Annotated in this window: 21 protein-coding genes and 1 tRNA gene; 10 read left to right on the forward strand and 12 right to left on the reverse strand. The window is 28.6% G+C overall.

The genetic code is table 11. From position 1 onward, the window contains the following. The first annotated feature begins 1 nt into the window (after position 1). From lepA to AMN99_RS00625, 4 genes are all read left to right on the forward strand, one after another. A complete protein-coding gene (gene lepA / locus AMN99_RS00610) occupies positions 2 to 1,810 on the forward strand; it encodes a translation elongation factor 4 (protein WP_075505928.1) in 1,809 nt (602 codons plus the stop codon). A 2-nt stretch (positions 1,811 to 1,812) separates the two neighbouring features. Further along, positions 1,813 to 1,902 (forward strand) — tRNA-Ser (locus AMN99_RS00615). Between the two features lie 114 nt (positions 1,903 to 2,016). Continuing rightward, entirely contained in the window at positions 2,017 to 4,080 is a 2,064-nt protein-coding gene (locus tag AMN99_RS00620; RefSeq protein ID WP_075505929.1) for a DNA gyrase subunit B, read from the forward strand. A 2-nt stretch (positions 4,081 to 4,082) separates the two neighbouring features. After that, entirely contained in the window at positions 4,083 to 5,363 is a 1,281-nt protein-coding gene (locus AMN99_RS00625; protein WP_075505930.1) for an ActS/PrrB/RegB family redox-sensitive histidine kinase, read from the forward strand. On the opposite strand, the gene AMN99_RS00630 is transcribed toward AMN99_RS00625, so the two are convergent. Genes AMN99_RS00630 through AMN99_RS00640 form a run of 3 tightly spaced genes read right to left on the reverse strand, consistent with a single transcriptional unit; the run spans position 5,360 to position 8,651 of the window. Further along, positions 5,360 to 7,159: a cobaltochelatase CobT-related protein gene (locus tag AMN99_RS00630; RefSeq protein ID WP_075505931.1), complete on the reverse strand. Its 1,800-nt coding sequence runs from the start codon at positions 7,157 to 7,159 to the stop codon at positions 5,360 to 5,362. The two genes, AMN99_RS00625 and AMN99_RS00630, sit on opposite strands and share 4 nt — an antisense overlap. After that, positions 7,160 to 8,134, reverse strand: a complete 975-nt coding sequence (gene cobS, locus AMN99_RS00635) for a cobaltochelatase subunit CobS (protein ID WP_075505932.1) — start codon at positions 8,132 to 8,134, stop codon at positions 7,160 to 7,162. It abuts the gene before it with no gap. Next, positions 8,118 to 8,651 carry a J domain-containing protein gene (locus tag AMN99_RS00640; RefSeq protein ID WP_075505933.1) on the reverse strand — a complete coding sequence of 178 codons (534 nt, stop codon included), beginning with the start codon at positions 8,649 to 8,651 and terminating at the stop codon, positions 8,118 to 8,120. Before AMN99_RS00640 ends, cobS begins: the two co-directional genes overlap by 17 nt. A gap of 17 nt (positions 8,652 to 8,668) precedes the next feature. On the opposite strand from AMN99_RS00640, the gene AMN99_RS00645 reads away from it, so the two are divergent. Beyond that, complete coding sequence (locus tag AMN99_RS00645) at positions 8,669 to 8,929, forward strand: BolA family protein (protein ID WP_075505934.1); 261 nt, start codon at positions 8,669 to 8,671, stop codon at positions 8,927 to 8,929. Here the strand turns inward: AMN99_RS00645 and aroB are convergent. Beyond that, positions 8,921 to 10,024 carry a 3-dehydroquinate synthase gene (gene aroB / locus AMN99_RS00650; protein WP_075505935.1) on the reverse strand — a complete coding sequence of 368 codons (1,104 nt, stop codon included), beginning with the start codon at positions 10,022 to 10,024 and terminating at the stop codon, positions 8,921 to 8,923. The two genes, AMN99_RS00645 and aroB, sit on opposite strands and share 9 nt — an antisense overlap. Continuing rightward, positions 10,011 to 10,523 carry a shikimate kinase gene (locus AMN99_RS00655; RefSeq protein ID WP_075505936.1) on the reverse strand — a complete coding sequence of 171 codons (513 nt, stop codon included), beginning with the start codon at positions 10,521 to 10,523 and terminating at the stop codon, positions 10,011 to 10,013. Before AMN99_RS00655 ends, aroB begins: the two co-directional genes overlap by 14 nt. A gap of 57 nt (positions 10,524 to 10,580) precedes the next feature. Between AMN99_RS00655 and AMN99_RS00660 the strand changes: the two genes are divergently transcribed. The 5 genes from AMN99_RS00660 to truA are packed head-to-tail and all read left to right on the forward strand — an operon-like array spanning position 10,581 to position 14,703. Next, positions 10,581 to 10,763 carry a hypothetical protein gene (locus AMN99_RS00660; protein ID WP_075505937.1) on the forward strand — a complete coding sequence of 61 codons (183 nt, stop codon included), beginning with the start codon at positions 10,581 to 10,583 and terminating at the stop codon, positions 10,761 to 10,763. After that, positions 10,738 to 12,495: a hypothetical protein gene (locus AMN99_RS00665; RefSeq protein ID WP_075505938.1), complete on the forward strand. Its 1,758-nt coding sequence runs from the start codon at positions 10,738 to 10,740 to the stop codon at positions 12,493 to 12,495. The genes AMN99_RS00660 and AMN99_RS00665 overlap by 26 nt, the downstream gene beginning before the upstream one ends. 24 nt (positions 12,496 to 12,519) lie before the next feature. Further along, positions 12,520 to 13,038, forward strand: coding sequence for a peptide deformylase (def, locus tag AMN99_RS00670; protein ID WP_075505939.1), 519 nt, complete (start codon positions 12,520 to 12,522; stop codon positions 13,036 to 13,038). A gap of 3 nt (positions 13,039 to 13,041) precedes the next feature. Then, a complete protein-coding gene (fmt, locus tag AMN99_RS00675; protein ID WP_075505940.1) occupies positions 13,042 to 13,962 on the forward strand; it encodes a methionyl-tRNA formyltransferase in 921 nt (306 codons plus the stop codon). Then, positions 13,963 to 14,703, forward strand: coding sequence for a tRNA pseudouridine(38-40) synthase TruA (gene truA / locus AMN99_RS00680; RefSeq protein ID WP_075505941.1), 741 nt, complete (start codon positions 13,963 to 13,965; stop codon positions 14,701 to 14,703). Here truA and AMN99_RS00685 read toward each other — a convergent pair. From AMN99_RS00685 to yidC, 7 genes are read right to left on the reverse strand one after another with little or no spacing between them, the layout of a single operon-like run. Further along, the gene (locus AMN99_RS00685; RefSeq protein WP_075505942.1) at positions 14,683 to 15,174 is read right to left on the reverse strand and encodes an SET domain-containing protein; all 492 of its coding nucleotides are present in this window, start codon (positions 15,172 to 15,174) and stop codon (positions 14,683 to 14,685) included. The genes truA and AMN99_RS00685 overlap by 21 nt on opposite strands. A gap of 31 nt (positions 15,175 to 15,205) precedes the next feature. Next, positions 15,206 to 16,135, reverse strand: a complete 930-nt coding sequence (locus AMN99_RS00690) for a histone deacetylase family protein (protein ID WP_075505943.1) — start codon at positions 16,133 to 16,135, stop codon at positions 15,206 to 15,208. Then, positions 16,132 to 17,289, reverse strand: coding sequence for a succinyl-diaminopimelate desuccinylase (dapE, locus tag AMN99_RS00695; protein ID WP_075505944.1), 1,158 nt, complete (start codon positions 17,287 to 17,289; stop codon positions 16,132 to 16,134). The genes AMN99_RS00690 and dapE overlap by 4 nt, the downstream gene beginning before the upstream one ends. Position 17,290: 1 nt before the next feature. Further along, positions 17,291 to 18,118, reverse strand: a complete 828-nt coding sequence (gene dapD, locus AMN99_RS00700; RefSeq protein WP_075505945.1) for a 2,3,4,5-tetrahydropyridine-2,6-dicarboxylate N-succinyltransferase — start codon at positions 18,116 to 18,118, stop codon at positions 17,291 to 17,293. Between the two features lie 4 nt (positions 18,119 to 18,122). Continuing rightward, positions 18,123 to 18,794: a pyrimidine 5'-nucleotidase gene (locus AMN99_RS00705; RefSeq protein WP_075505946.1), complete on the reverse strand. Its 672-nt coding sequence runs from the start codon at positions 18,792 to 18,794 to the stop codon at positions 18,123 to 18,125. After that, positions 18,791 to 19,657, reverse strand: coding sequence for an acetylglutamate kinase (gene argB / locus AMN99_RS00710; RefSeq protein ID WP_075505947.1), 867 nt, complete (start codon positions 19,655 to 19,657; stop codon positions 18,791 to 18,793). The genes AMN99_RS00705 and argB overlap by 4 nt, the downstream gene beginning before the upstream one ends. Next, positions 19,657 to 21,333 (reverse strand): membrane protein insertase YidC, encoded by a 1,677-nt coding sequence (yidC, locus tag AMN99_RS00715; protein WP_075505948.1) that lies wholly within the window; start codon positions 21,331 to 21,333, stop codon positions 19,657 to 19,659. The genes argB and yidC overlap by 1 nt, the downstream gene beginning before the upstream one ends. Between the last annotated feature and the right edge of the window lies 1 nt (position 21,334).

Genomic DNA, 21,334 nt, shown 5'->3' on the forward strand with positions numbered 1-21,334 from the left:
AATGAGTTCAATCGATAATATAAGAAATTTTGCAATCATTGCACACATTGATCATGGAAAATCTACTATTGCAGACAGAATAATTCATAGTTGTGGTGGTCTGACTGAAAGAGAAATGAAAGCTCAAGTTTTAGATTCAATGGATATTGAACGAGAGAGAGGTATCACTATTAAAGCTCAAACAGTAAAGCTAAATTATAAAGCTAAAGATGGAAAAGAATATATTTTAAACATTATAGATACACCAGGACATGTAGACTTTAGCTATGAGGTTAGTAGATCATTGTATGCGTGTGAAGGTTCAATTTTGATTGTGGATAGTACACAAGGAGTTGAGGCCCAAACTTTAGCAAACGTTTATCAAGCATTAGATACAAATCATGAAATTGTCCCAGTATTAAATAAAGTAGATTTACCAGCTTCTGATTTAGAGAGAACAAAAAAGCAAATTGAGGAGGTTATTGGGATAGATACTGAGAATGCTATTCCTTGCTCTGGAAAAACTGGCGAAGGGATAGGAGATATTTTAGAGCAAATTATAACCACATTACCAGCACCAAAAGGAGAAAGTTCATCGGATTTAAAATGTCTACTGGTCGATAGTTGGTACGATACTTATTTAGGTGTCGTAATATTAGTTAGAGTTATAGATGGGAAACTTTCTAAACACATGAAGATCAAAATGATGTCTACAAATCAAGAATATATCGTTGAAAAAGTTGGTGTTTTTACACCAAAGCCAGTTGATATCACTGAATTAAAAACAGGAGAAATAGGATTTATAACAACAGGAATAAAAGTGTTATCAGAAACAAAGGTTGGAGATACAATTTGTGATGCAACAAAACCATTAAAAGAAGCTTTACCAGGTTTTAAACCAAGTAAACCCGTAGTATTTTGTGGACTATTTCCTGTAGATAGCTCAGAGTTTCAAAAATTAAAAGATGGTTTGGCAAAGTTACAATTAAATGATGCGAGCTTTTCTTTTGAACCGGAGTCATCTTCAGCTTTAGGGTTAGGTTTTAGATGTGGGTTTTTAGGTTTGCTTCATTTAGAAATTGTAACAGAGCGACTTGAAAGAGAATTTGATGTTAATTTATTAACAACAACCCCTGGGGTAGTTTATAAAGTTCATTTGAACAATGGTGATATGATGGATTTACAAAATCCATCAAGCTTACCTGATCCTACATTAATAAAATATATTGAAGAACCTTGGATTAAGGCAACCATTATTACTCCAGATCAGTACCTAGGTTCAATAATTAAAATGTGTCAAGACAAAAGAGGAGTACAAACCAATCTTAGTTATTCTGGAAGTAGAGCGGTAGTAAATTATGAACTTCCCTTAAACGAAGTTGTGTTTGATTTCAACGATAGACTTAAGTCAATGACAAGTGGATATGCAAGTTTTGATTATGAAATAATTGAGCATAGAGAAGGTGACCTAGTAAAACTTGGTATTTTAGTGAATGGCGAACCTGTTGATGCTTTAGCTATGATGATACATAAAGATTTTGCTCAAAAAACAGGAAGAGAAGTTTGTGAAAAATTAAAAGATTTAATTCCAAGACATAATTTTATGATTCCTGTACAAGCTGCAATTGGAGGAAAAATTATTGCTAGAGAAACTATCAAAGGATTTAAAAAAGATGTTTTAACAAAAATTCATGGAGGTGGAGCTACAGATAGAAAAAGAAAATTATTAGAAAAACAAAAAAAGGGTAAGGCTAGATCAAAACAATTTGGAAGAGTGGAAATACCTCAAGAGGCATTTATTGGTGTTCTTAAAATTTCGAAAGAAAAATAACTGGAGAGGTGGCCGAGTGGTTGAAGGCGCACGCTTGGAAAGCGTGTAAAGGAGCAATTCTTTCATGGGTTCGAATCCCATTCTCTCCGCCATTAAATATGCCACGTTTTTCAACAGTAATTTGAGTATTAAACTGTTAAATTATTAAGATAAATCAGCAATTTTTCAAAAAAATGTTATAATTTTTTCTTTCCAAAATTTAAAAAATGACAAGCAAAAATACATATCAAGCAGATTCAATTAAAGTTTTAAAAGGTCTTGAAGCAGTCAGAAAAAGACCAGGGATGTATATAGGAGATACTGATGATGGCACAGGTTTACATCATATGGTTTATGAGGTTGTAGATAACTCGATAGACGAGGCGTTAGCAGGACATTGTAAAAATATTAATGTAAAAATTAATTCTGATGGAACAGTTACTGTAAATGATGATGGAAGAGGTATCCCTGTCGACATGCATAAAGGGGAAAAAAAATCTGCAGCTGAGGTAATTATGACTCAACTTCATGCTGGTGGTAAGTTTGATCATGACTCATATAAAGTTTCTGGTGGACTACATGGAGTTGGTGTTTCAGTTGTTAATGCATTGTCAGAAAAATTAGAATTAGAAATTAATAGAGATGGAAAAAAACATTTTATAGAGTTTAAAAATGGTGAAGCAAAATCACCTCTAAAGGTAGTTGGTAAATCTAAAAATACAGGTACTCAAATAACATTCTTACCTTCAAAAGATATATTCTCATCAATTAAATTTAGTGCAAATATTTTAATTAAAAGAATGAGAGAGTTAGCTTTCTTAAACAAAGGTATTAAAATAATTTTTACTGATGCTAGTCAAAAAAAAGAAAAAATATCTGAATTTAAATATGATGGTGGTGTTTTAGAGTTTGTAGATTTTTTAGATGAGAAAAGAGAAAAACTACAAAATAAAAATGGTAATGATTTATTTCGAAAACCAATTTACATTGAAGGCAAAAAGAATAACATTGAAATAGAGTGTTCATTAAAATGGAATGCTGGTTATACAGAAGATATATTTCCATACACAAATAATATTTATCAAAAAGATGGTGGAACACATTTATTAGGTTTTAGAAGTGCTCTTACAAGAGTCGTAAATAAATATGCCAATGAAAATAATTTATTAAAAAAGAATAAATTAGCTATTTCAGGAGATGATATTAAAGAGGGCCTAACGTGTGTGCTTTCAACTAAAATCCCTGATCCTAAGTTTTCTTCACAAACCAAAGATAAGCTAGTTTCGTCTGAGGTAAGAATGATTGTTGAAACTTTGGTAAATGAAAAATTATCAATTTGGTTTGATCAAAATCCATCAATTGCCAAAATAGTTTTGGCTAAAGTTATTCAAGCAGCTATGGCTAGAGATGTTGCAAGAAAAGCGAGAGAAAATGTAAGAAGAAAAGGAGCCCTTGAGTTAAGTGGATTACCAGGAAAATTAGCTGATTGTCAGATAGGAAAACAAGAAGGTACGGAATTGTTTATAGTTGAGGGAGACTCAGCAGGTGGTTCCGCTAAACAAGGAAGAAATAGAGCAAATCAAGCGGTTTTGCCTTTAAGAGGTAAAATTTTAAATACTTATGTAGAGGACATAAATTTAAAAAAAAATGGCAATGGCAATGGTAATGGTTCAGATCTAAGAACAAAAGCTCTTGCAAAAATGATATCTTCAAATGAGATAGTAACATTAATTAATGCACTGGGACTTGATCCTAAATCTCAGGAAATAGATTTAAAAGATTTAAGATACGGTAAAATAATTATAATGACTGATGCCGATGTTGATGGTTCTCACATAAGAGCATTGTTGTTAACTTTTTTTAATAACAAGCCATTTAATAAATTGATTGAAAATGGACATGTTTATTTAGCCCAACCACCATTGTTTAAAATTAATAAAGGTTCAAAAGGGATTTATATTAAAGATGAAAAAGAATTAGAGGATTATATCGTAAATAATAACAAGGAATTAAAGAAATTGAAAAGAGGATCAAAAGACTATTCAAATGCATTAGATTTAGAAAAATCAAAAATGAATATACAAAGGTTTAAGGGTCTTGGTGAAATGAATCCAGAAGAGTTGTGGAATACAACTTTAGATCCTGAAACTAGAAATTTGCTTCAAGTTCAGTACTCTAAAGATCTTAAAAAAGATCAAAGTCTTATCCATACACTAATGGGAAGTGATGTTGCGTTAAGAAAAGATTTCATAGTCTCAAATGCTATCAATGTAAAAAATCTTGATATTTAAAAATGAAGTTTTTTGAAACTTCAAAACACCACTCATTCAAAAAATCTACTTATATTACCTTAAGATGGATTGGTATAATTGGACAGTTAATTGCAGTTAATTTTGTATACTTTGTATTAGATTTTAAATTTGACTTTATAACTTCTAATCTAATTATAATCATTGGCATCATAAGTAATTTTTACTTAATTTTTATTTATAAAAAAACTCAATTATCCGACAGATCAGCTTTCATTTTTTTAGTTATTGATATTATGCAATTAGCTATTTTACTTTACTTGTCAGGTGGAATTCTTAATCCATTTATTATTTTTATAATTATTCCAAGTGTATTTTCATCATCTAATTTAAGTTTTAGAACAAATACTATGCTTGTGTTGTTAACAGCTTTATCAATTATATTTTTAACTTTTTATTCAACAGAATTACCTTCTCCACTTGGAGATCATTTTCATGTAAGCCCTTATTATTATTACTCTATCCCGATTGCTTTGATTATTGCTCTTGTTTTTTTAAATTATTTTGCAATGACATTTGGAACTCAATCTAGGTTAAGAAAAGAAGCTCTTACGAAAATGGAAGAAGTAATGGCCAAAGAACATGAACTATTGTCCTTGGGCGGTCAAGCAGCAGCAGCTGCTCATTCATTAGGAACACCTCTTTCAACCATAAAAATAATTACTCAAGAATTACTAAAACAATTTGAAGGTAATAAAGACGTAGAAAAAGATATTAATTTATTATCTAGTCAGGTTGAAAGATGTAATGAAATACTAAAAAAATTAACTTTAAATCCAGACGAAGAGGATGAGTTTATTGATGTAGATATTACAATTAGAGATTACCTAAATGAAATTTTAAATTCATTTAAAGAGATAAGTACAAAGAAGTTTATTTTTAATTTTGATCAAGACTCTAATTCGAAAAAAATAGTTAAATCAATAGAAATTGTTTATGGACTAAGAAATTTTATAGGTAATGCTAATAAATTTTCTGATGAAAATATTTTCATAAATTTAAAGAGTGATAGTGAATTTACTGAAATAAGTATTGAAGATGATGGTCCAGGTTATCCAAAAGATATTTTATCAAAAATAGGAGAGCCATATTTAAAATCAAATAATCCTCAAGATAAATCAAAAACAGGACTAGGTTTAGGTTTGTTTATAGGAAAAACACTGTTAGAAAAAAATTTTGCTTCTGTAATATGTAGAAACTCTAAAACAAGATCTGGCGCAGAAGTAATAATTAAATGGAGAAATACAGATTTATTTAATATTTAATGAAATTTTTTCTTTGTTTCGAACAAAGAGCTAAGTTGAGATATCATTACATCTCCTAACTCATTTACATCAGTTATTTTTATAGCTCTGTTGTAATATCTTGAAACATCATGTCCAATACCAATCGCTAAAATTTCAATATCAGATTTATTCTCAATAAATTTGACCATCTTCTTCAAATGTTTTTCTAAAAAGTCTCCTGAATTTACTGAAAGTGTTGAGTCATCAACTGGAGCTCCATCAGAAATTACCATTAAAATTTTTCTTTCTTCTTTTCTTTTTTTAATACGGTTGTATGCCCAAGATATAGCTTCGCCATCAATATTTTCTTTTAACAAACCCTCTTTTAACATCAGGCCTAAATTATTTTTTGCTTGTCTCCAATGTGTATCCGCACCTTTATAAATTATATGTCTTAGATCGTTAAGTCTTCCAGGTGTTTTTGGTTTTGAATTTTTAGTCCAAAATTCTCTACTCTGTCCACCTTTCCAGTTTTTTGTAGTAAATCCTAAAATCTCTACTTTGACCGAACATCTTTCGAGTGTCCTTGACAAAATATCTGCACAAATAGCAGCAATCGTTATTGGTCTTCCTCTCATAGAACCAGAATTATCAATAAGTAAAGTTACAACTGTATCTTTAAAATCTAAATCCTTTTCTTTTTTAAATGACAAAGAGTTATATGGATCCATTATTATTCTTGGTAACTTTGAACTATCAAGTAAGCCTTCCTCTAAATCAAATTCCCAAGCTCTATTTTGTTTTGCTAGTAATTGTCTTTGAAGTTTATTAGCTAACTTGGTAATTACATCTTGGAAACCAATTAACTGCTGATCTAAATTTTTCCTAAGTTTAGTAGCTTCATCTGCATTTTCTAGATTTTCAGCTTTAACCACTTCGTCGTATTGTGTAGTAAATATTTTATAATCTATATTTACATTATCAATTTTTTTTTGAATTACTTGCTCAGAGTTTTGTTCGTCAGACTCAACATCAGATAATTGCTCATCCAAATTAAACTCGTCTATACTATAATCAGCATCAACAGATGCCTCTGTTTGCTGTTCATCATTTTCATCTTTGCTATCTTCATTATCTTTATTTTGGTCATCATTTGATGGATTATCTTGACCTTGATCTTGATTTTCTTCCTCTTCTTGGTCTTCCTCATCGCTTTGAAAAATATCCATTTCTTCAAGTATTTCAGAAAATTTAGAACTGTATGTATTTTGATTTTCTAAATTATTTAATAAAAACTCTTTATGCTTCTTAATTGATTGCTCAAAATCTTTTTCCCAGAAATTAAGCATTCTAGACGTTAAAGGATTTAGGTCTATATTATGAAAATTTTTAAGCATATATAGCTCAAATGCTTCAGCAACAGGAACGTCTTCTTTTGTTTTAAGCTGATCTTTTCTTTTACGATTAATTATTTGTGAATAGTTTTCAGAAAAATTTTTTTGAATTCCTTTTAACATTTTGCCTCCTAGGGCTTCATATCTAATCTTTTCAGCTATATTATATAAAGATCTAGATGAAGTGTTTGAAGGTAAATTTTTTTTGTAAATTTTTTCATTAGAAAACCTTTTTTTAAGTGCTGTAGAGTCTGTTTCAGCCCTTAATTTTATAAAATCACTTGGACTGGTTAGATCATTTATTTCAAAAGATGAAATATCTTTCGTTTTTTTATCTTCAGAAGATTTATTGTTTATATCAATATCGTCTGCGATTACTTTTGCTGTTGAAGATAAAGCAATTCTAAATTTTTCTTTTAAATTTGTTTCTTTATTGCTCATTTAAATTTGAATATTGATCAAAGACTCAGGCAATTCTTCACCAAAACATCTTTGATAATATTCCGCGATTGTATTTTTCTCAATATCATCGCACTTATTTAAAAAGGTTACTCTAAATGCATATCCGGTATCCTTAAAAATTTCAGAATTTTCAGCCCAATGAAGGACTGTTCTTGGACTCATTACAGTAGATATATCTCCAGCAATAAAACCTTTTCTAGTTAAGGATGCTACTTTAATCATATTAGCAACTTTTTCTTTTCCCTTAGCATTATTTAAATTTTTATTCTTTGATAAAACTATATCCATTTCTCTATCTAGGCTTAGATAGTTTAATGTTGTTACAATATTCCATCTATCCATTTGACCTTGGTTGATTTGCTGTGTTCCGTGATAAAGTCCAGTAGTATCACCAAGCCCAACTGTATTAGATGTAGCAAACAATCTGAAATACTTATTTTGACTTATTACTTTGTTTTTATCTAGTAGCGTGAAATTTCCTTCAGCCTCTAAAACTCTTTGAATAACGAACATAACATCAGGCCTTCCAGCGTCATACTCATCAAATACTAAAGCAACTGGATTTTGAATTGACCATGGTAGAATACCCTCATTAAACTGTGTGACTTGTTTTCCATCTTTTAGGACAATTGCATCCTTACCTATTAAATCTATTCGACTAACATGACTGTCTAAATTTACTCGAATACACGGCCAGTTTAGTCTTGCAGCTATTTGCTCTATGTGTGTTGATTTTCCAGTACCATGATATCCTTGTACTAATACTCTTTTATTGAACGCAAATCCTGAAATGATTGCAAGTGTAGTATCTCTATCAAATTTATAGTTTTTATCTATTTCAGGCACATATTCACTTTTTTTTGAAAATGCATCTACTTCCATTTCAGAATCTATTCCAAAAGATTGTTTTAAAGAAACTTTTATGTCAGGTTGAATTTTAAGATTTGGAGTCAATTTTTTCCCTATAAGTGTTTTTTAGCTGTGTGTAAGCTAAAGTGATCAGTTTTAATTTTTCCTCGTATTTTTTATTTCCGGCATTCATATCAGGGTGAAATTTTTTAACAAGCACTTTGAATTTTTCTTGTATTTTTTGCCATTTTAAACCCACAGATATTCCCAATATTCCAAATGCTTTAATATCTTTATGATCGAATTTAAATTGACGCATATGATTATAGTCTCCATTGAATTTATCTTTATCAAATTCATCTTTTAATGTTGTGTTCCATAGGACTTTAAAAAAATTATCTGAAGAACTAAAATCTTGAGTAGGTTTGTGCCAAGTCATATCTGACTTTAAAAAATTGATTACTTGGTTATCACTCATCCCAGAAAAATAATTCCAGTTTTTGTTAAATTCTTTAACATGTTCTAGACAAAGCATTCTATATTTCCTGCTATTATCCTTCTCAATTGGTGCTCTGTATTCACCAATTTCATTACAATTATTCCAGTCACAAATATTTTTCATGATATAATAATTACTATATGGATATAAATGAATTAATTGCAATTATAAAAAAAAAATTATCAGATCAAATAAATATTCAAACTATAGATATAGAAGATAAATCTTTTCTTCACAAAAATCACAAAGGTAATCAAGAAGGCAAATATCATTTAAAGTTAAATATAGTTTCTGATGAGTTAAAAAGTATGAACAGAATTGAAAGTAATAAAAGAATTTATAAAGTATTAGATAAAGAATTGAAAGAAACTATTCACTCAATTCAAATTCAACTATCTTAAGTAATCATTAAAAAATTTTTTCAATCTTTTTTTTGGATATTCAATATTAATTTGTGGAGATCCAATTTTTTTTAAAAGCACTAAATTAATCTTTTGGGATTTATTTTTTTTATCCTTTGTCATGAAAAATAATATTTTATTTATATCTTTTTTTGTAAAAAATTTATTAACAGACATTTCTAGATTTAAATTATTGATATGATTTAATATTAGATTGTAATCACTTTTTTTAAGTATTTTTAAATTTAAACTAAAACTTAAAGCTGTCTTTATACCTAGGATTACTGCTTCGCCATGATTTAATTTCTTATTGTAATTTAAGCTTGCTTCATAAGCATGGCCAAATGTATGTCCAAAATTTAAAACTTTTCTTAAATTTTTTTCTTTCTCATCTTTTTCAACCACATTTTTTTTAATTTTACAGCTTTCATAAATTGCTTTTTCAATAAATGGAGAACTCAGTTTAGTAATTTTATTCACATTCTTATTTAAAAATTTAAAGAAATTTTTATCTCTTATCAGAGAATGTTTTAAAATTTCACCATATCCACAAATAATCTCTCTTTTTGGCAACGATTTAAGAAAATCAACATCTGATATAACCAAGTTTGGTTGATAAAAACTACCAATTAGGTTTTTTCCGTAATGTGAATTAATGCCAGTTTTGCCACCAATCGAAGAGTCAACTTGGGATAAAAGTGTTGTTGGTATATTTATAAATTTCATACCTCTTTTAAAGATACTAGATGCAAAACCACTTACATCACCTGTAATACCCCCACCTATTGATATTATACAGTCATCTCTAGAAAAGTTTTTATTTAATAAAATTTCTAGGATCTTATTAATAATATTAAAGTTTTTATTGGCCTCGCTGGCAATAAAAAAACATATATGTATTTTCTTTTTATTGAATGAATTTTTTATTTTAGTGATAAATTTTTTTGGTACATTTTTATCAACTACAAGAAGACATTGATTGAATGTTAAGGAATTATTCTTAATTATTTTTGATAGGTTAGTAATTAAATTTGATCCAATTATTATTGGATATTTTTGTGTTTTTGTTTCAATTTTTAATTTAATTGGTTTCATAAATTTTTTTAATTTTGCTTACTATTTCATTTTTTGTAAGATTATCACATTTGATTTCATATAAGGCTTTAGAATAAATGTTAGTTCGTTTTTTAATTAAATCAATTAAATCATTATCTGTAGCATTAATTGTAAGAGGTCTTTTTTTGCTATTTTTAATTCTATCAACTAAAATTTTTTCATTCCAATTTAACCAAAATGAATAATGATTTTTTAAAACTTCATTTCTAATATTTTTATTTGCAAAAGCACCTCCCCCAAGAGAGACAACTGTAGAACTAAGTTTTAATTTTTTAAGTGTAGTTTTTTCCTCAATTTTTCTAAAATATTCTTCTCCTTTTGTTTCGAATATTTTTCGAATTGTCGTATTTAAATTTTTCTCTATTTCTTTATCTATATCTACAAAATTTAATTTAAATTTTTTTGCTACTAAAGAGCCAATAGAACTCTTACCAGATCCCATCATACCTAGAAAAACCAGATTTTTTTTTGATTTCATAAGTTTAAATATTGAAAAAACACAAATATGTCTTAATTTGAAATTAACTAAAGTTATATGCAATTCAACAAAAATACAAGTTCAGGTAAAAAAAGTATAATCGGACTAGTTGTTAAATCTATTTTCGGACTAGTAATTGTTCTTGGCGTTGTTTTAATTCTCAATTCAATTGATTTTCCTGCTCCTAAAAAGGAAATTGAAAAAATTATTCCAAATGAAAATTTTAAAATTGTTAAATAAAAATTTCTTTTTTATTTTTTTAAGCTATCTAATTATTTTAAATCCTATTCATGCAGAAGATAATCCAATTGATATATGGAATCTTGAAAAAAAAGAAAATGAAACTGTTGAGGAAGCAGTTATTACAGAAGGTGAAAATAATAATGATCAAATAAGTGTTTTTGATATGCAGTCAGATAAAAATACTGGCTCGATAGAATTAGATGAAAATTTAATATCAAAAGAAGTCAAAATAGTAGGATTATACGATCCTGCAGAACACGGTTTGACTATTGATATGTGGACGAATTCTGATGGTCAAAAGTTAAAAAATTTATTTAACAGTTTAGAGAAAATTAATCTTTCTAATGATGCATTAGAAATTATGGAAGTCTCATTATTAACTAACGCTCATTATCCTAATCAAAATATTACTGAAAATGAATTTTTAAAATTTAAATCTGATTGGTTAATTAAAAATTCTAATTTAGAACTCATTGAAGAATTTTTGGTTAATAATCAAATTGTAAACTCTCATCCCAAACTAACCAGACATTTATTAGATAACTATTTATCAGATAAAAATATAAAGAAGACCTGTGAATTTTTTACAAAAATTAAAGAACCAGTTGAAGATGAATATTTATCTAAATTGAATTTATATTGTTTAGTAAATTATGGAAAAAATGAAGAAGCCCAATTAATTCTAGATCTTAAAAAAGAGTTAGGTTTTCAAGATGAGTATTTTGAAAATAAAATGAATTACCTGTTTGGTTATATTGAAGAAGCATCTAAAGAAGTCTCTGAAAGTTCAGTATTTGAGTTTCATTTAGCTCATAGAACAAATCCAGAATTTTCATTTGAACCCAATGAAAATACGCCTAAATTAATTTGGAAATATCTATCAAATTCAAATTTACTACCAGATCTAAGTAATGTTGACATAAATGATCAAGATAAAATCTTAATTATTGAGAAAGCTGCAAATTATAAAATTTTCTCAGAAAAAGATCTATTTGAATATTATAAAAAATTTCAATTTAATATTGATCAATTGTTAAGTGCAACTGATACTTACAAGTTACTGTCTCCGTTAGAAGCCAGAGCATTAATTTATCAAAGAGCACTTTTAACGAGTGAACCAGAATTGAAATTGAAATTTTTACAGTTGTTGAAGCAGCTATTTGAGGACAACAACATTGGATTAGCTTTTGATAAAGAGCTCAATAACTTTTTGAAGGAAATTGAAGTAAATAATGTTCCTTCAGATTATTTAAGTTTTTACAATAAATATTCAAAAAATCAGAATTCAGAGTTCAAAAAAATTCAATACAACAATAATATTTTACATCAATCTAAGTGGGTAAATTATTTTAGAGGAGATTATTCAAAATCTGAAATACAAGAAGATTTAAAAAAATTTCTTGATAGAATAATTTTTAGTAATGAAACTTTGTCGATTAAAGATATAATTTTTATAGAAAGTCTGAAATCAGACGGAGTAGAAATACCAAGCGAGTATGAAAGTTTGTATTCACAAAAACCTTTTGAATTAGATGAAAATTTAGCTGAGTTGATAGAAGCAAATGAAGTTGGAACAGTTTTATTATCTTTAATTGAGATAATAGGTAATGACAAAATAGAAAATATTGATGAAAAAAGACTTTATTTTATTTCGAATACCTTAAATCAAATAAATGCTGACCTAATTAGAAATAAGCTATTGCTAAAAGTTCTTCCTTTAAAAGTATAAAAATTATAATAACATACAAATTTTATGGCGATAAGAACGATTATTACAGAACCAAACAAATTACTTCGACAAGTATCAAAACCTGTAGAAGCCGTTGGAAGTGAAGAGCAAAAATTAATGAATGATATGCTCGATACAATGTATGATGCTAATGGTATTGGTCTTGCAGCAATTCAGATTGGTATACCAAAAAGAATTATAGTGATGGATATAAGCAAGGATGAAAACAAAAAAGAGCCTAGATACTTTGTAAATCCAGTAATAAAAAATAAAGATCCACTTAAGGCAACTTATGAAGAAGGGTGTTTATCTGTGCCAAATCAATTTGCTGAAATTGATCGACCAAGCAAATGTGAAGTAGAGTATTTAGATTACAATGGAAAGAAACAGTTGCTAAAGGCAGATGGATTACTTGCAACATGCATACAGCATGAAATGGATCATTTGGAAGGGATATTATTCATCGATTATCTCTCAAAACTAAAAAAATCAATGATCATAAAGAAACTTTCAAAATTAAAATCAAATACAGCTGAAGTTTAAAAAATGTCAAAAAAGTTAGTTTTTATGGGTACGCCCATGTTTGCTGTACCAATTTTAAAATCTTTATATCAAAATGGATATAATATTTCTTATGTTTATACACAGCCACCTCAAAAATCAAAAAGAGGACAAAAAATTAATAAGTCTCCAATACAAGGTATTTCTGAAACTTTAAATTTAGAATATAGAACGCCGACAGTTATAAATAATGAAGAGGAGTATAATTTTTTTAATTCTTTAGATGCTGATTTAGCAATAGTTGTTGCTTACGGACAAATTATACCTAAAAAATTTCTAAACCTAACTAAAAAAGGTTTTATAAATATACATGCATCTTTACTGCCTAAATGGAGAGGTGCCGCACCAATTCAAAGGTCAATTATGAATTTAGATCAGGAGACTGGAATAAGTATAATGAGAATTGCCGAAAAATTAGATACAGGACCAGTTTGTAATAATTATAAAATCCAACTTAATGAAAATTTGAATGCGTTAGAAATTAGTGAAAAGCTTTCTAGCTTAGCAGCAGAAAAAATTTTAGATAACGTAGATGATATTTTAGATGGTAAAGCAAATTTTATTGAGCAGGATCATTCGAATGCAACCTATGCATCTAAAATTCAAAAAACTGAAGGTCAAATTAACTGGAATGAAAATGCTGAAAAAATTATTGGTAAGATAAACGGTTTATATCCATCACCAGGAGCTTTTTTTATGTTTAATGGAGAAAGATATAAAATTCTAAAAGCTCAAGTTGGAGGAGCTCAAGGAAATCCAGGGTTAGTATTGAGTGATAATCTTGAAATTGCTTGTGGTAATAATCAATCGATAATTATTAAGGAAATTCAGAGGCAAGGGAAAAGACCTCAAAATATTGGTGAATTTATTCAAGGTTCGCAGATAAAAAAAGGCTCAAAAATATAAATGTTTAGATATCAGCTTTTGATAGAGTATTTAGGAACAAATTATAAAGGTTGGCAAATTCAAAAAAAAAATAAAACTATTCAAGGAATACTTCAAGACAAAATTAGAAAGTTATTAAAAGAAAATATTACCATAGTTGGATCAGGTAGAACAGATGCTGGTGTTCATGCTATCGAGCAGTCAGCACATTTTGATTTAAAAAATAAATTATTGAACTTAGATAAATTTATTAACTCAATTAATCACTTTTTAAAAAATGAAAATATTACAATTCTTAAAATAAGAAAAAGAACTAATAACTTTCACTCAAGATTTTCTGCAAAAAAGAGAGTTTATAAATATGTCATTTTAAATAGAACAAGTTCACCTGTAATTAAAAAAAATCAAGTTTGGCATGTAAGAAAAAAATTAGATTTAGATTTGATGAAATTAGGTGCAAAAAAATTAGTTGGTACTAAAGATTTCTCAACATTTAGGGCTTCAAGTTGCAATGCTAAGAGTCCAATTAGAACTATGGATTTTGTAAAATTAAAATCTTTAAATGATAAAATAGAAATTCATTTTAAATCTCAATCTTTTCTTCAACAGCAAGTACGATCTATGGTCGGTTGTTTAAAATATTTGGGTGAAAAGAAATGGGATTTAAAAAAATTTGACAAAGCTCTAAAGTCTAAAAAAAGGTCACTGTGCGCTCCCCCAGCACCACCTACAGGATTATTTTTATCTAGAGTTTTTTATTAGATTTTTTTTATTACTCATGGCAAATTTTTTATTTATTCGCCATCTAGATTCTGCTCTTACAATGTACCCACAACAATTTTTTGACTTACACTTACATGGAAATTGTTTGTAATTTTCATCATAACCAAACCCGTAATCGCAGGTAAATTCTTCACCTTTTTTGATATCTCTTATTGCTTTAACCCAAATTTTTAGACCCTTACCATCATAATCACAATTATTGTCACAAGAATGATTAATTAATCCTGCAGTATTCCATGGAAAATCTCCATCAAGGTCATATCTTTTGTTGATAGTAAATAAATAGATTGGTTTACTATTGTCATATTTATCAGACTCTTCAGTTTGTTTTTTTGTAATTAGTTTACCAACGTAATCGATTATCTTTGTACCTTCTTTGATATCTTTAGTAGCATAAAGTCCTCTACCTTTTTTATCAATATCAGATTTTTTAATTTTATATAATTTCATTGAGTTTTATTTAGTTTTTTATTGAGAATTATCAATTAAATTCTATTAAAGCATCAACATGTCTTTGTGTACTATCTTGTAGTGCTTTTAAATCATATCCACCTTCTAGTATAGACACTACATTACCTTTACAAAATGATTTTGAAATTTCCAAAGTTCTTTTTGTAATTGTATAATAATTTTCAGCATTAAGTTTTAATTGTGCCAAAGGGTCATCAATATGACCATCAAAACCTGCAGAAAATAAAAGAAATTCTGGTTTAAATTCTTTTAATTTCTTTAATACCAGTTCATATGCATTTAAATATTCTCCAGCACTTGTACCAGCTACAAGTGGAATATTTAAAATATTATTAAATTTTCCAATCTCTTTTTCCGAACCTGAGCCTGGATAATATGGAAATTGATGAGTGGAAATATATAAAACTTTTTCATTATTGAAAAAAATATCTTGCGTCCCATTTCCATGATGGACGTCAAAATCAATTATAGCAATTTTTTTATAACCATATTTTTCAATTAAATAATTAGCTCCAACTGCAACATTGTTGTAAATACAAAAGCCCATGGCTTTCTCTTTTTCTGCGTGATGACCTGGAGGTCTTACTGCACAAAAAGCATTTTTAAATTCTTTTTCCTCCACACCATCAATCGCTGCAATAATTGATCCAACAGCGTCCATTGTTGCTTCTTTACTACCAGGGGAGACAACTGTATCTCCATCTAAGAAATTAAATCCATTTTGTGGGTATGATTGATCGACATGATCAATATATTCAGAAGAATGAGTTTTTATTAATATTGATTTTTCAAATTTTGAAGGCTTTTTCCAAATTAAATTTTTGTTATCTAATTTTTTAAAGTTATCAATAACAGCTGTAACTCTATCTATTTTTTCAGGATGTCCATCTCCCGTATTATGATTTTTGTATGTATCAGAAGTAATTAAAGCTGTTTTCACTTAAAATAATTCTTTAAAATATTTGAATAAATTAAAGTTAATTTTTTTAAATCACCTAAAGAAACAGCCTCATCTACTTTATGCATTGTTTTTCCAACCAAACCAAATTCTAAACAGGGAGCAATCTTTCTAATAAATCTTGCATCAGATGTGCCTCCTGTCGTTGAGAGTTCAGGTTTAATCTTAGTAATCTTTTTAACTATATCTTGGATCATATATGTAGTTTGGTTTGGTTTAGTTAAAAAAGCTTCACCAGATACACTATATTCAATTTTGTAATTTGACTTATTTTTATGACAAATTTTCTTCAATATTTTATTTATTTTTGTCTTAATTGAATTCGATGAATGTTTGTTATTAAATCTAATATTAAAAGTCGCATTAGCCAAACCTGGAATTACGTTATCGGCTGTATTATCAATATTTATTTTTGTAACTTCTAGGTTTGTTGGCTGAAAGTCTTTTGTTCCTTTATCAAATTTAATTTCCTTCAATTCTTTTAATATTTGAACAAGAGCAGTTGATGGATTGTTAGCCCTATGAGGATAAGCAACATGGCCCTGAATACCTATAATTGAAAGTCTGCCAGTCATACTTCCCCTTCGACCAATTTTAATCATTTCTCCCAATTTATTTGGATTAGTTGGTTCTCCAACTAAACAAAAATTAATTTTCTCTTTTCTTTTTTTTAAGTATTCGACAACTTTTTTTGTACCGTTAATAGCAATTCCTTCTTCATCACCTGTAATTAGTAAGCTTATAGAGCCATTAAATTCTTTGTTATTTTTAACAAAAATGCTGACAGCAGAAACAAAAGCTGCAATAGAGCTTTTCATGTCATTTGCTCCTCTTCCAATTAAATGTCCTTTTTTAATTGAGGGTCTGAAAGGATTTACTGTCCAATCTTTTAAGTTTCCAGCAGGTACAACATCTAAGTGACCAGCGTAGCAAAAATTTGGACCTTTGGTTCCAAGTCTTGCATAAAGATTTTTTACTGGTTTAGTGTTTTTTTCTTTAAACTCTAATATTTTAGTTTTAAAACCAAGTTTTCTTAATTGTTTTTCTAAGAATTTCATTACTCCAGCATCTATTGGTGTTATAGATGGGTAACGAATTAGCTCTTTGGCTAATTGTAATTCATTAATGGTTTGCATTTTAATCTCTTAAAAGATCGTTTACTGATGTTTTTGATCTTGTTTTTTCATCAACTTGTTTGATGATTACTGCACAATATAACGAGGGTGCAGCAGGATTATTTTTGTCTGGTAATGATCCAGGAACAACGACTGAGTAAGGAGGTATTTTACCGTGAGTTACTTCACCAGTTTTTCTATTAACGATTTTAGTTGATTGGCCAATATACATACCCATACTTAATACTGAACCTTCACCAACTATTACCCCTTCCACAACTTCTGACATAGCACCTACAAAAACATTATCTTCAATAATAGTTGGAAGCGCTTGTGCTGGTTCTAAAACTCCACCAATACCAGTTCCTGCTGAAATATGACAATTTTTTCCAATCTGACAGCAACTACCTGCACGACTAAATGTATCCATCATTGTTCCTTCATCTATGTAAGCACCAATATTTACATAACTTGGCATTAGAACAACATTTTTAGCAACATATGATCCTTTTCTCATTGCAGTATTTGGTACCATTCTAAAACCTGCTTTTTCAAAATCAGCGTTTGACCATCCGGCTGTTTTTCCTTTTAACAAATGAGCTTTATCTCTCCAGGCTGAGTAGGGACCATCTAAAGTTTCCATTCCATGAATTCTAAAACTTAGCATAATTGCTTTTTTTAGGTGTTGATGAGTTGCCCATTCACCATCAATTTTTTCAGCAACTCTAGATTTACCACTATCTAGATCTTCTATTACTTGATTAATAGTATTTTTTAATTTTTGATCTGAATTTTGATTAACTTGATCTTTGTTTTCCCAAGCTTCATTTATAATGTTTTCTATACTCATAGTTTTATTGGTTTTTTAATAACCTTATTTCTTTTAAAAATAAAGTAAGATTTTCAATTTTATAATCAATATATTCTTTATTAGATTCTTTTTTGCCCCATTCCTCATCATTAATTAACCAAGCAGTAATTGTTCCTCGCTCTTTACCTATCGATAAGTTTTTTGCTATATCTTCAATGTACAAAGTTTCTTTTGGATCAATTTTGAATTTTTCTACCATTAAATCAAAAGCTTTAGCTTCTGGTTTTGGGTGATATTCTGCATCTACGATATCAAATATGCCTTCAAATTGGTCATCAATTCCTAGTGTTGTAGTGATGTGCTTTACATGATTGTAACTACCATTAGTGAAGACAAATTTTCTTAAATTTATATTCTCTAACTCATATCTTAATGCCGTATCTTTTTCTAAAAAAGATAAATCAATATCATGAACAAAATCTAAAAATTCTTTAGGATCAATTTCATGATGTATCATTAGACCATTTAAGCTTGTGTTATACTTGTGAAAGTAATTTGTCTGAAGTTCTTTGGCTTTTTTTAAATCTACATTAAGTTTACTTGAGATATATTCAGTCATTTTTCGACTTACTTGGCCAAATACCGCCTCTAGGTCACTATAAAGTACACCATCACAATCAAATAGAATATTTTTAATATGGCTTAAATTTTTCATTGTCTAATTAAAGTTCCAGATCCCTCATCTGATAAAAGTTCAAATAGAACAGAATGATTTTTTCTTCCATCTATTATAACAACTCCTTTTACTCCGTTACTAGCAACATCTAAGCAATTATTTATTTTTGGGATCATGCCACCCGTGATTGTTTCATTATTGATTAAGTTTTTTATAGACTCTGAATTAATTTCTGGAATTAAATTTTTATTGTTATCCAAAACACCTTCTACGTCACTTAATATAATTAACCTTCTTGCGTTAATTTTTTTAGCAATATAGCCAGCTGCAGTATCTGCATTGACGTTATAAGTTTGATCATTTTTATCTAAACCTAAGGGTGCAATAATAGGCACTTTTTTATCTGATATAATTTTATCTATTATTGATTGATCCACATTTGTAGGAGAGCCCACAAAACCAAGCTCTTCATTTTCTTGTACAACTGTTAAAATATTATTTTCTTTGGAATTAACACTCTGACTTTCGCAATTTTGCTTATCTAGAGCATTGATAATTTCTTTATTAAAATCGATTAATACTTCCTCTACAACTTTAATAGTTTCTTTATCAGTTACCCTTAATCCTTTTATAAATTTACTTTCTAAACCTATCTCATTAAGTTTATTACTTATTCTTTTTCCACCTCCATGAACAATAATAGGAGTAAATCCTAGTTTATTTAGTGTTGAAATATCTTTAATAAAAATATCAAAAAGATTTTGATCAATTAAAACACTACCACCACATTTAATAACAATATATTCATCATTATATTTCTCTAAATATTTTTGTACTTCTTCTGTTGAAGGACCATCTAATGGTAGAATTGTTTTTAATTCTTCTTCTTTAATATCCAACATTAAGTTGTTGTTTTAACAGTGGTTCGTTTCATTATGAAAACTTGTTGTGCCATAGTTAAAATATTATTTACTGTCCAATATATTACCAATCCTGCTGGGAAAGGTGCTAAAATTATTGTTAGGAATAATGGAAAGAACATAAATATTTTTGCTTGCATCGGATCTGTTGGTGCAGGATTTAATTTTTGTTGAACCCACATAGAAACACCCATTGCAACAGGCCATGCTCCAATGACTAAAAATGATGGCACATCATAAGGCAATAATCCGAATAGATTAAACAAAGAGGTAGGGTCTCTCTCAGATAAATCTTGTATCCAGCCATAAAAAGGCATTTGTCTCATTTCAATTGTTACAAATAAAACCTTATATAAAGCAAAGAAAACTGGAATTTGGACAAGTATTGGCAAACAGCCAGACATTGGGTTTACTTTTTCTTTTTTATATAGAGCCATCATCGCTTGTTGCAATTTCATTTTATCGTCCTTGTGTAGCTCTTTAAGTCTTGCCATTTCAGGCTGTAAGGCTTTCATTTTTGCCATGCTTCTAAAGGAAAAGTTTGCAAGTGGAAAAAATGCTAATCTTATACAAATTGTAATTGCTATAATCGCTAGGCCATAATTTCCAAGTAATTTAAAGAAATAATCTATTCCAAAAAATAACGGTTTGGTAATAAAGTATAAAAATCCCCAATCAATTGTTAAGTCAAATTTGTCAATGTTTAAAGATTCAGCATATCCGTCAATTACATCAACTCTTTTTGCAGCAACAATGATTTGCAAGGTTTCTTCAATCAATGAATTTTCATTAAGTTCCAATGGTTCTGTTGATACAAAATTTGCTCTGAACTTATCTTTATAATCAAATGTTGTTTTAAATTCTTTTTCTCTTGGTGGAATTAGCGAAGTTACCCAATATTTATCTCCAATACCTAGCCATCCTTTTTGAGCTGTTCTTGAAAATTTCTTCTCTTGTATGTCATCGTAGTCTTCCTCAATAAGTTCATCATCAAGTGTTGCCACCAATCCTTCATGAAGGATATAGAAGTTAGATATATCGGGCATTTCATTTCTAATGATTTGACCATAAGTATAAAAATCATATTTTTTATCTGTAGGATTGATTACACTTTGTTTAATTGAAAATAAATATTTGTCATCTAAGGCGATCTCTTTTTCAAATGTTATACCTTGATCATTTGTCCAAGATATTTTTATAGGTGATTGATCTGTTAACTTATTATTTCCTGAAACTTTCCAAATAGAATTTGAATTTGGAATTTCAACATTTTTATCAGATGTAATAAAACCACTTTCAATTAAATAACCATCTTTTGAATTTCTTGGTGAAAGCAGTGTAACTTTTTCTTGAGAGTCTAGACTGACATTATATTGCTTAAATGTTAGATCATCAATAACACCACCTTTAAGTGAAATAGAACCAACAATACTCTCATTTTCAAAATTAATTCTTTCACTTTGATTTAAAGCTTCTTCTCTAGAAATTTCAGCAACATTTTCTTTTTGATCTAGTGAAGGTGTATCGCTGTTTTGTTCAACTTTATTTCCTTCAGCCATATTTTCTTTAGTAATTGGTGGAGGAGCAAAAAATAGTGAATACAAAACTATAACTGCTGCTGATAATGAAATTGCCGCTACTATATTTTTAGTATCCATA

Source organism: Candidatus Pelagibacter communis, from assembly GCF_001180225.1.
GTDB classification, from domain to species: Bacteria; Pseudomonadota; Alphaproteobacteria; order Pelagibacterales; family Pelagibacteraceae; genus Pelagibacter; species Pelagibacter ubique_D.

Bases quoted from the DNA above. Each gene is read 5' to 3' on its own strand.
- lepA (WP_075505928.1), top strand. From the start codon at position 2: ATGAGTTCAATCGATAATATAAGAAATTTTGCAATCATTGCACACATT.
- AMN99_RS00620 (WP_075505929.1), top strand. From the start codon at position 2,017: ATGACAAGCAAAAATACATATCAAGCAGATTCAATTAAAGTTTTAAAA.
- AMN99_RS00625 (WP_075505930.1), top strand. From the start codon at position 4,083: ATGAAGTTTTTTGAAACTTCAAAACACCACTCATTCAAAAAATCTACT.
- AMN99_RS00630 (WP_075505931.1), bottom strand. From the start codon at position 7,159: ATGAGCAATAAAGAAACAAATTTAAAAGAAAAATTTAGAATTGCTTTA.
- AMN99_RS00640 (WP_075505933.1), bottom strand. From the start codon at position 8,651: ATGAAAAATATTTGTGACTGGAATAATTGTAATGAAATTGGTGAATAC.
- AMN99_RS00645 (WP_075505934.1), top strand. From the start codon at position 8,669: ATGGATATAAATGAATTAATTGCAATTATAAAAAAAAAATTATCAGAT.
- aroB (WP_075505935.1), bottom strand. From the start codon at position 10,024: ATGAAACCAATTAAATTAAAAATTGAAACAAAAACACAAAAATATCCA.
- AMN99_RS00655 (WP_075505936.1), bottom strand. From the start codon at position 10,523: ATGAAATCAAAAAAAAATCTGGTTTTTCTAGGTATGATGGGATCTGGT.
- AMN99_RS00660 (WP_075505937.1), top strand. From the start codon at position 10,581: ATGCAATTCAACAAAAATACAAGTTCAGGTAAAAAAAGTATAATCGGA.
- AMN99_RS00665 (WP_075505938.1), top strand. From the start codon at position 10,738: ATGAAAATTTTAAAATTGTTAAATAAAAATTTCTTTTTTATTTTTTTA.
- def (WP_075505939.1), top strand. From the start codon at position 12,520: ATGGCGATAAGAACGATTATTACAGAACCAAACAAATTACTTCGACAA.
- fmt (WP_075505940.1), top strand. From the start codon at position 13,042: ATGTCAAAAAAGTTAGTTTTTATGGGTACGCCCATGTTTGCTGTACCA.
- truA (WP_075505941.1), top strand. From the start codon at position 13,963: ATGTTTAGATATCAGCTTTTGATAGAGTATTTAGGAACAAATTATAAA.
- AMN99_RS00685 (WP_075505942.1), bottom strand. From the start codon at position 15,174: ATGAAATTATATAAAATTAAAAAATCTGATATTGATAAAAAAGGTAGA.
- dapE (WP_075505944.1), bottom strand. From the start codon at position 17,289: ATGCAAACCATTAATGAATTACAATTAGCCAAAGAGCTAATTCGTTAC.
- dapD (WP_075505945.1), bottom strand. From the start codon at position 18,118: ATGAGTATAGAAAACATTATAAATGAAGCTTGGGAAAACAAAGATCAA.
- AMN99_RS00705 (WP_075505946.1), bottom strand. From the start codon at position 18,794: ATGAAAAATTTAAGCCATATTAAAAATATTCTATTTGATTGTGATGGT.
- argB (WP_075505947.1), bottom strand. From the start codon at position 19,657: ATGTTGGATATTAAAGAAGAAGAATTAAAAACAATTCTACCATTAGAT.
- yidC (WP_075505948.1), bottom strand. From the start codon at position 21,333: ATGGATACTAAAAATATAGTAGCGGCAATTTCATTATCAGCAGCAGTT.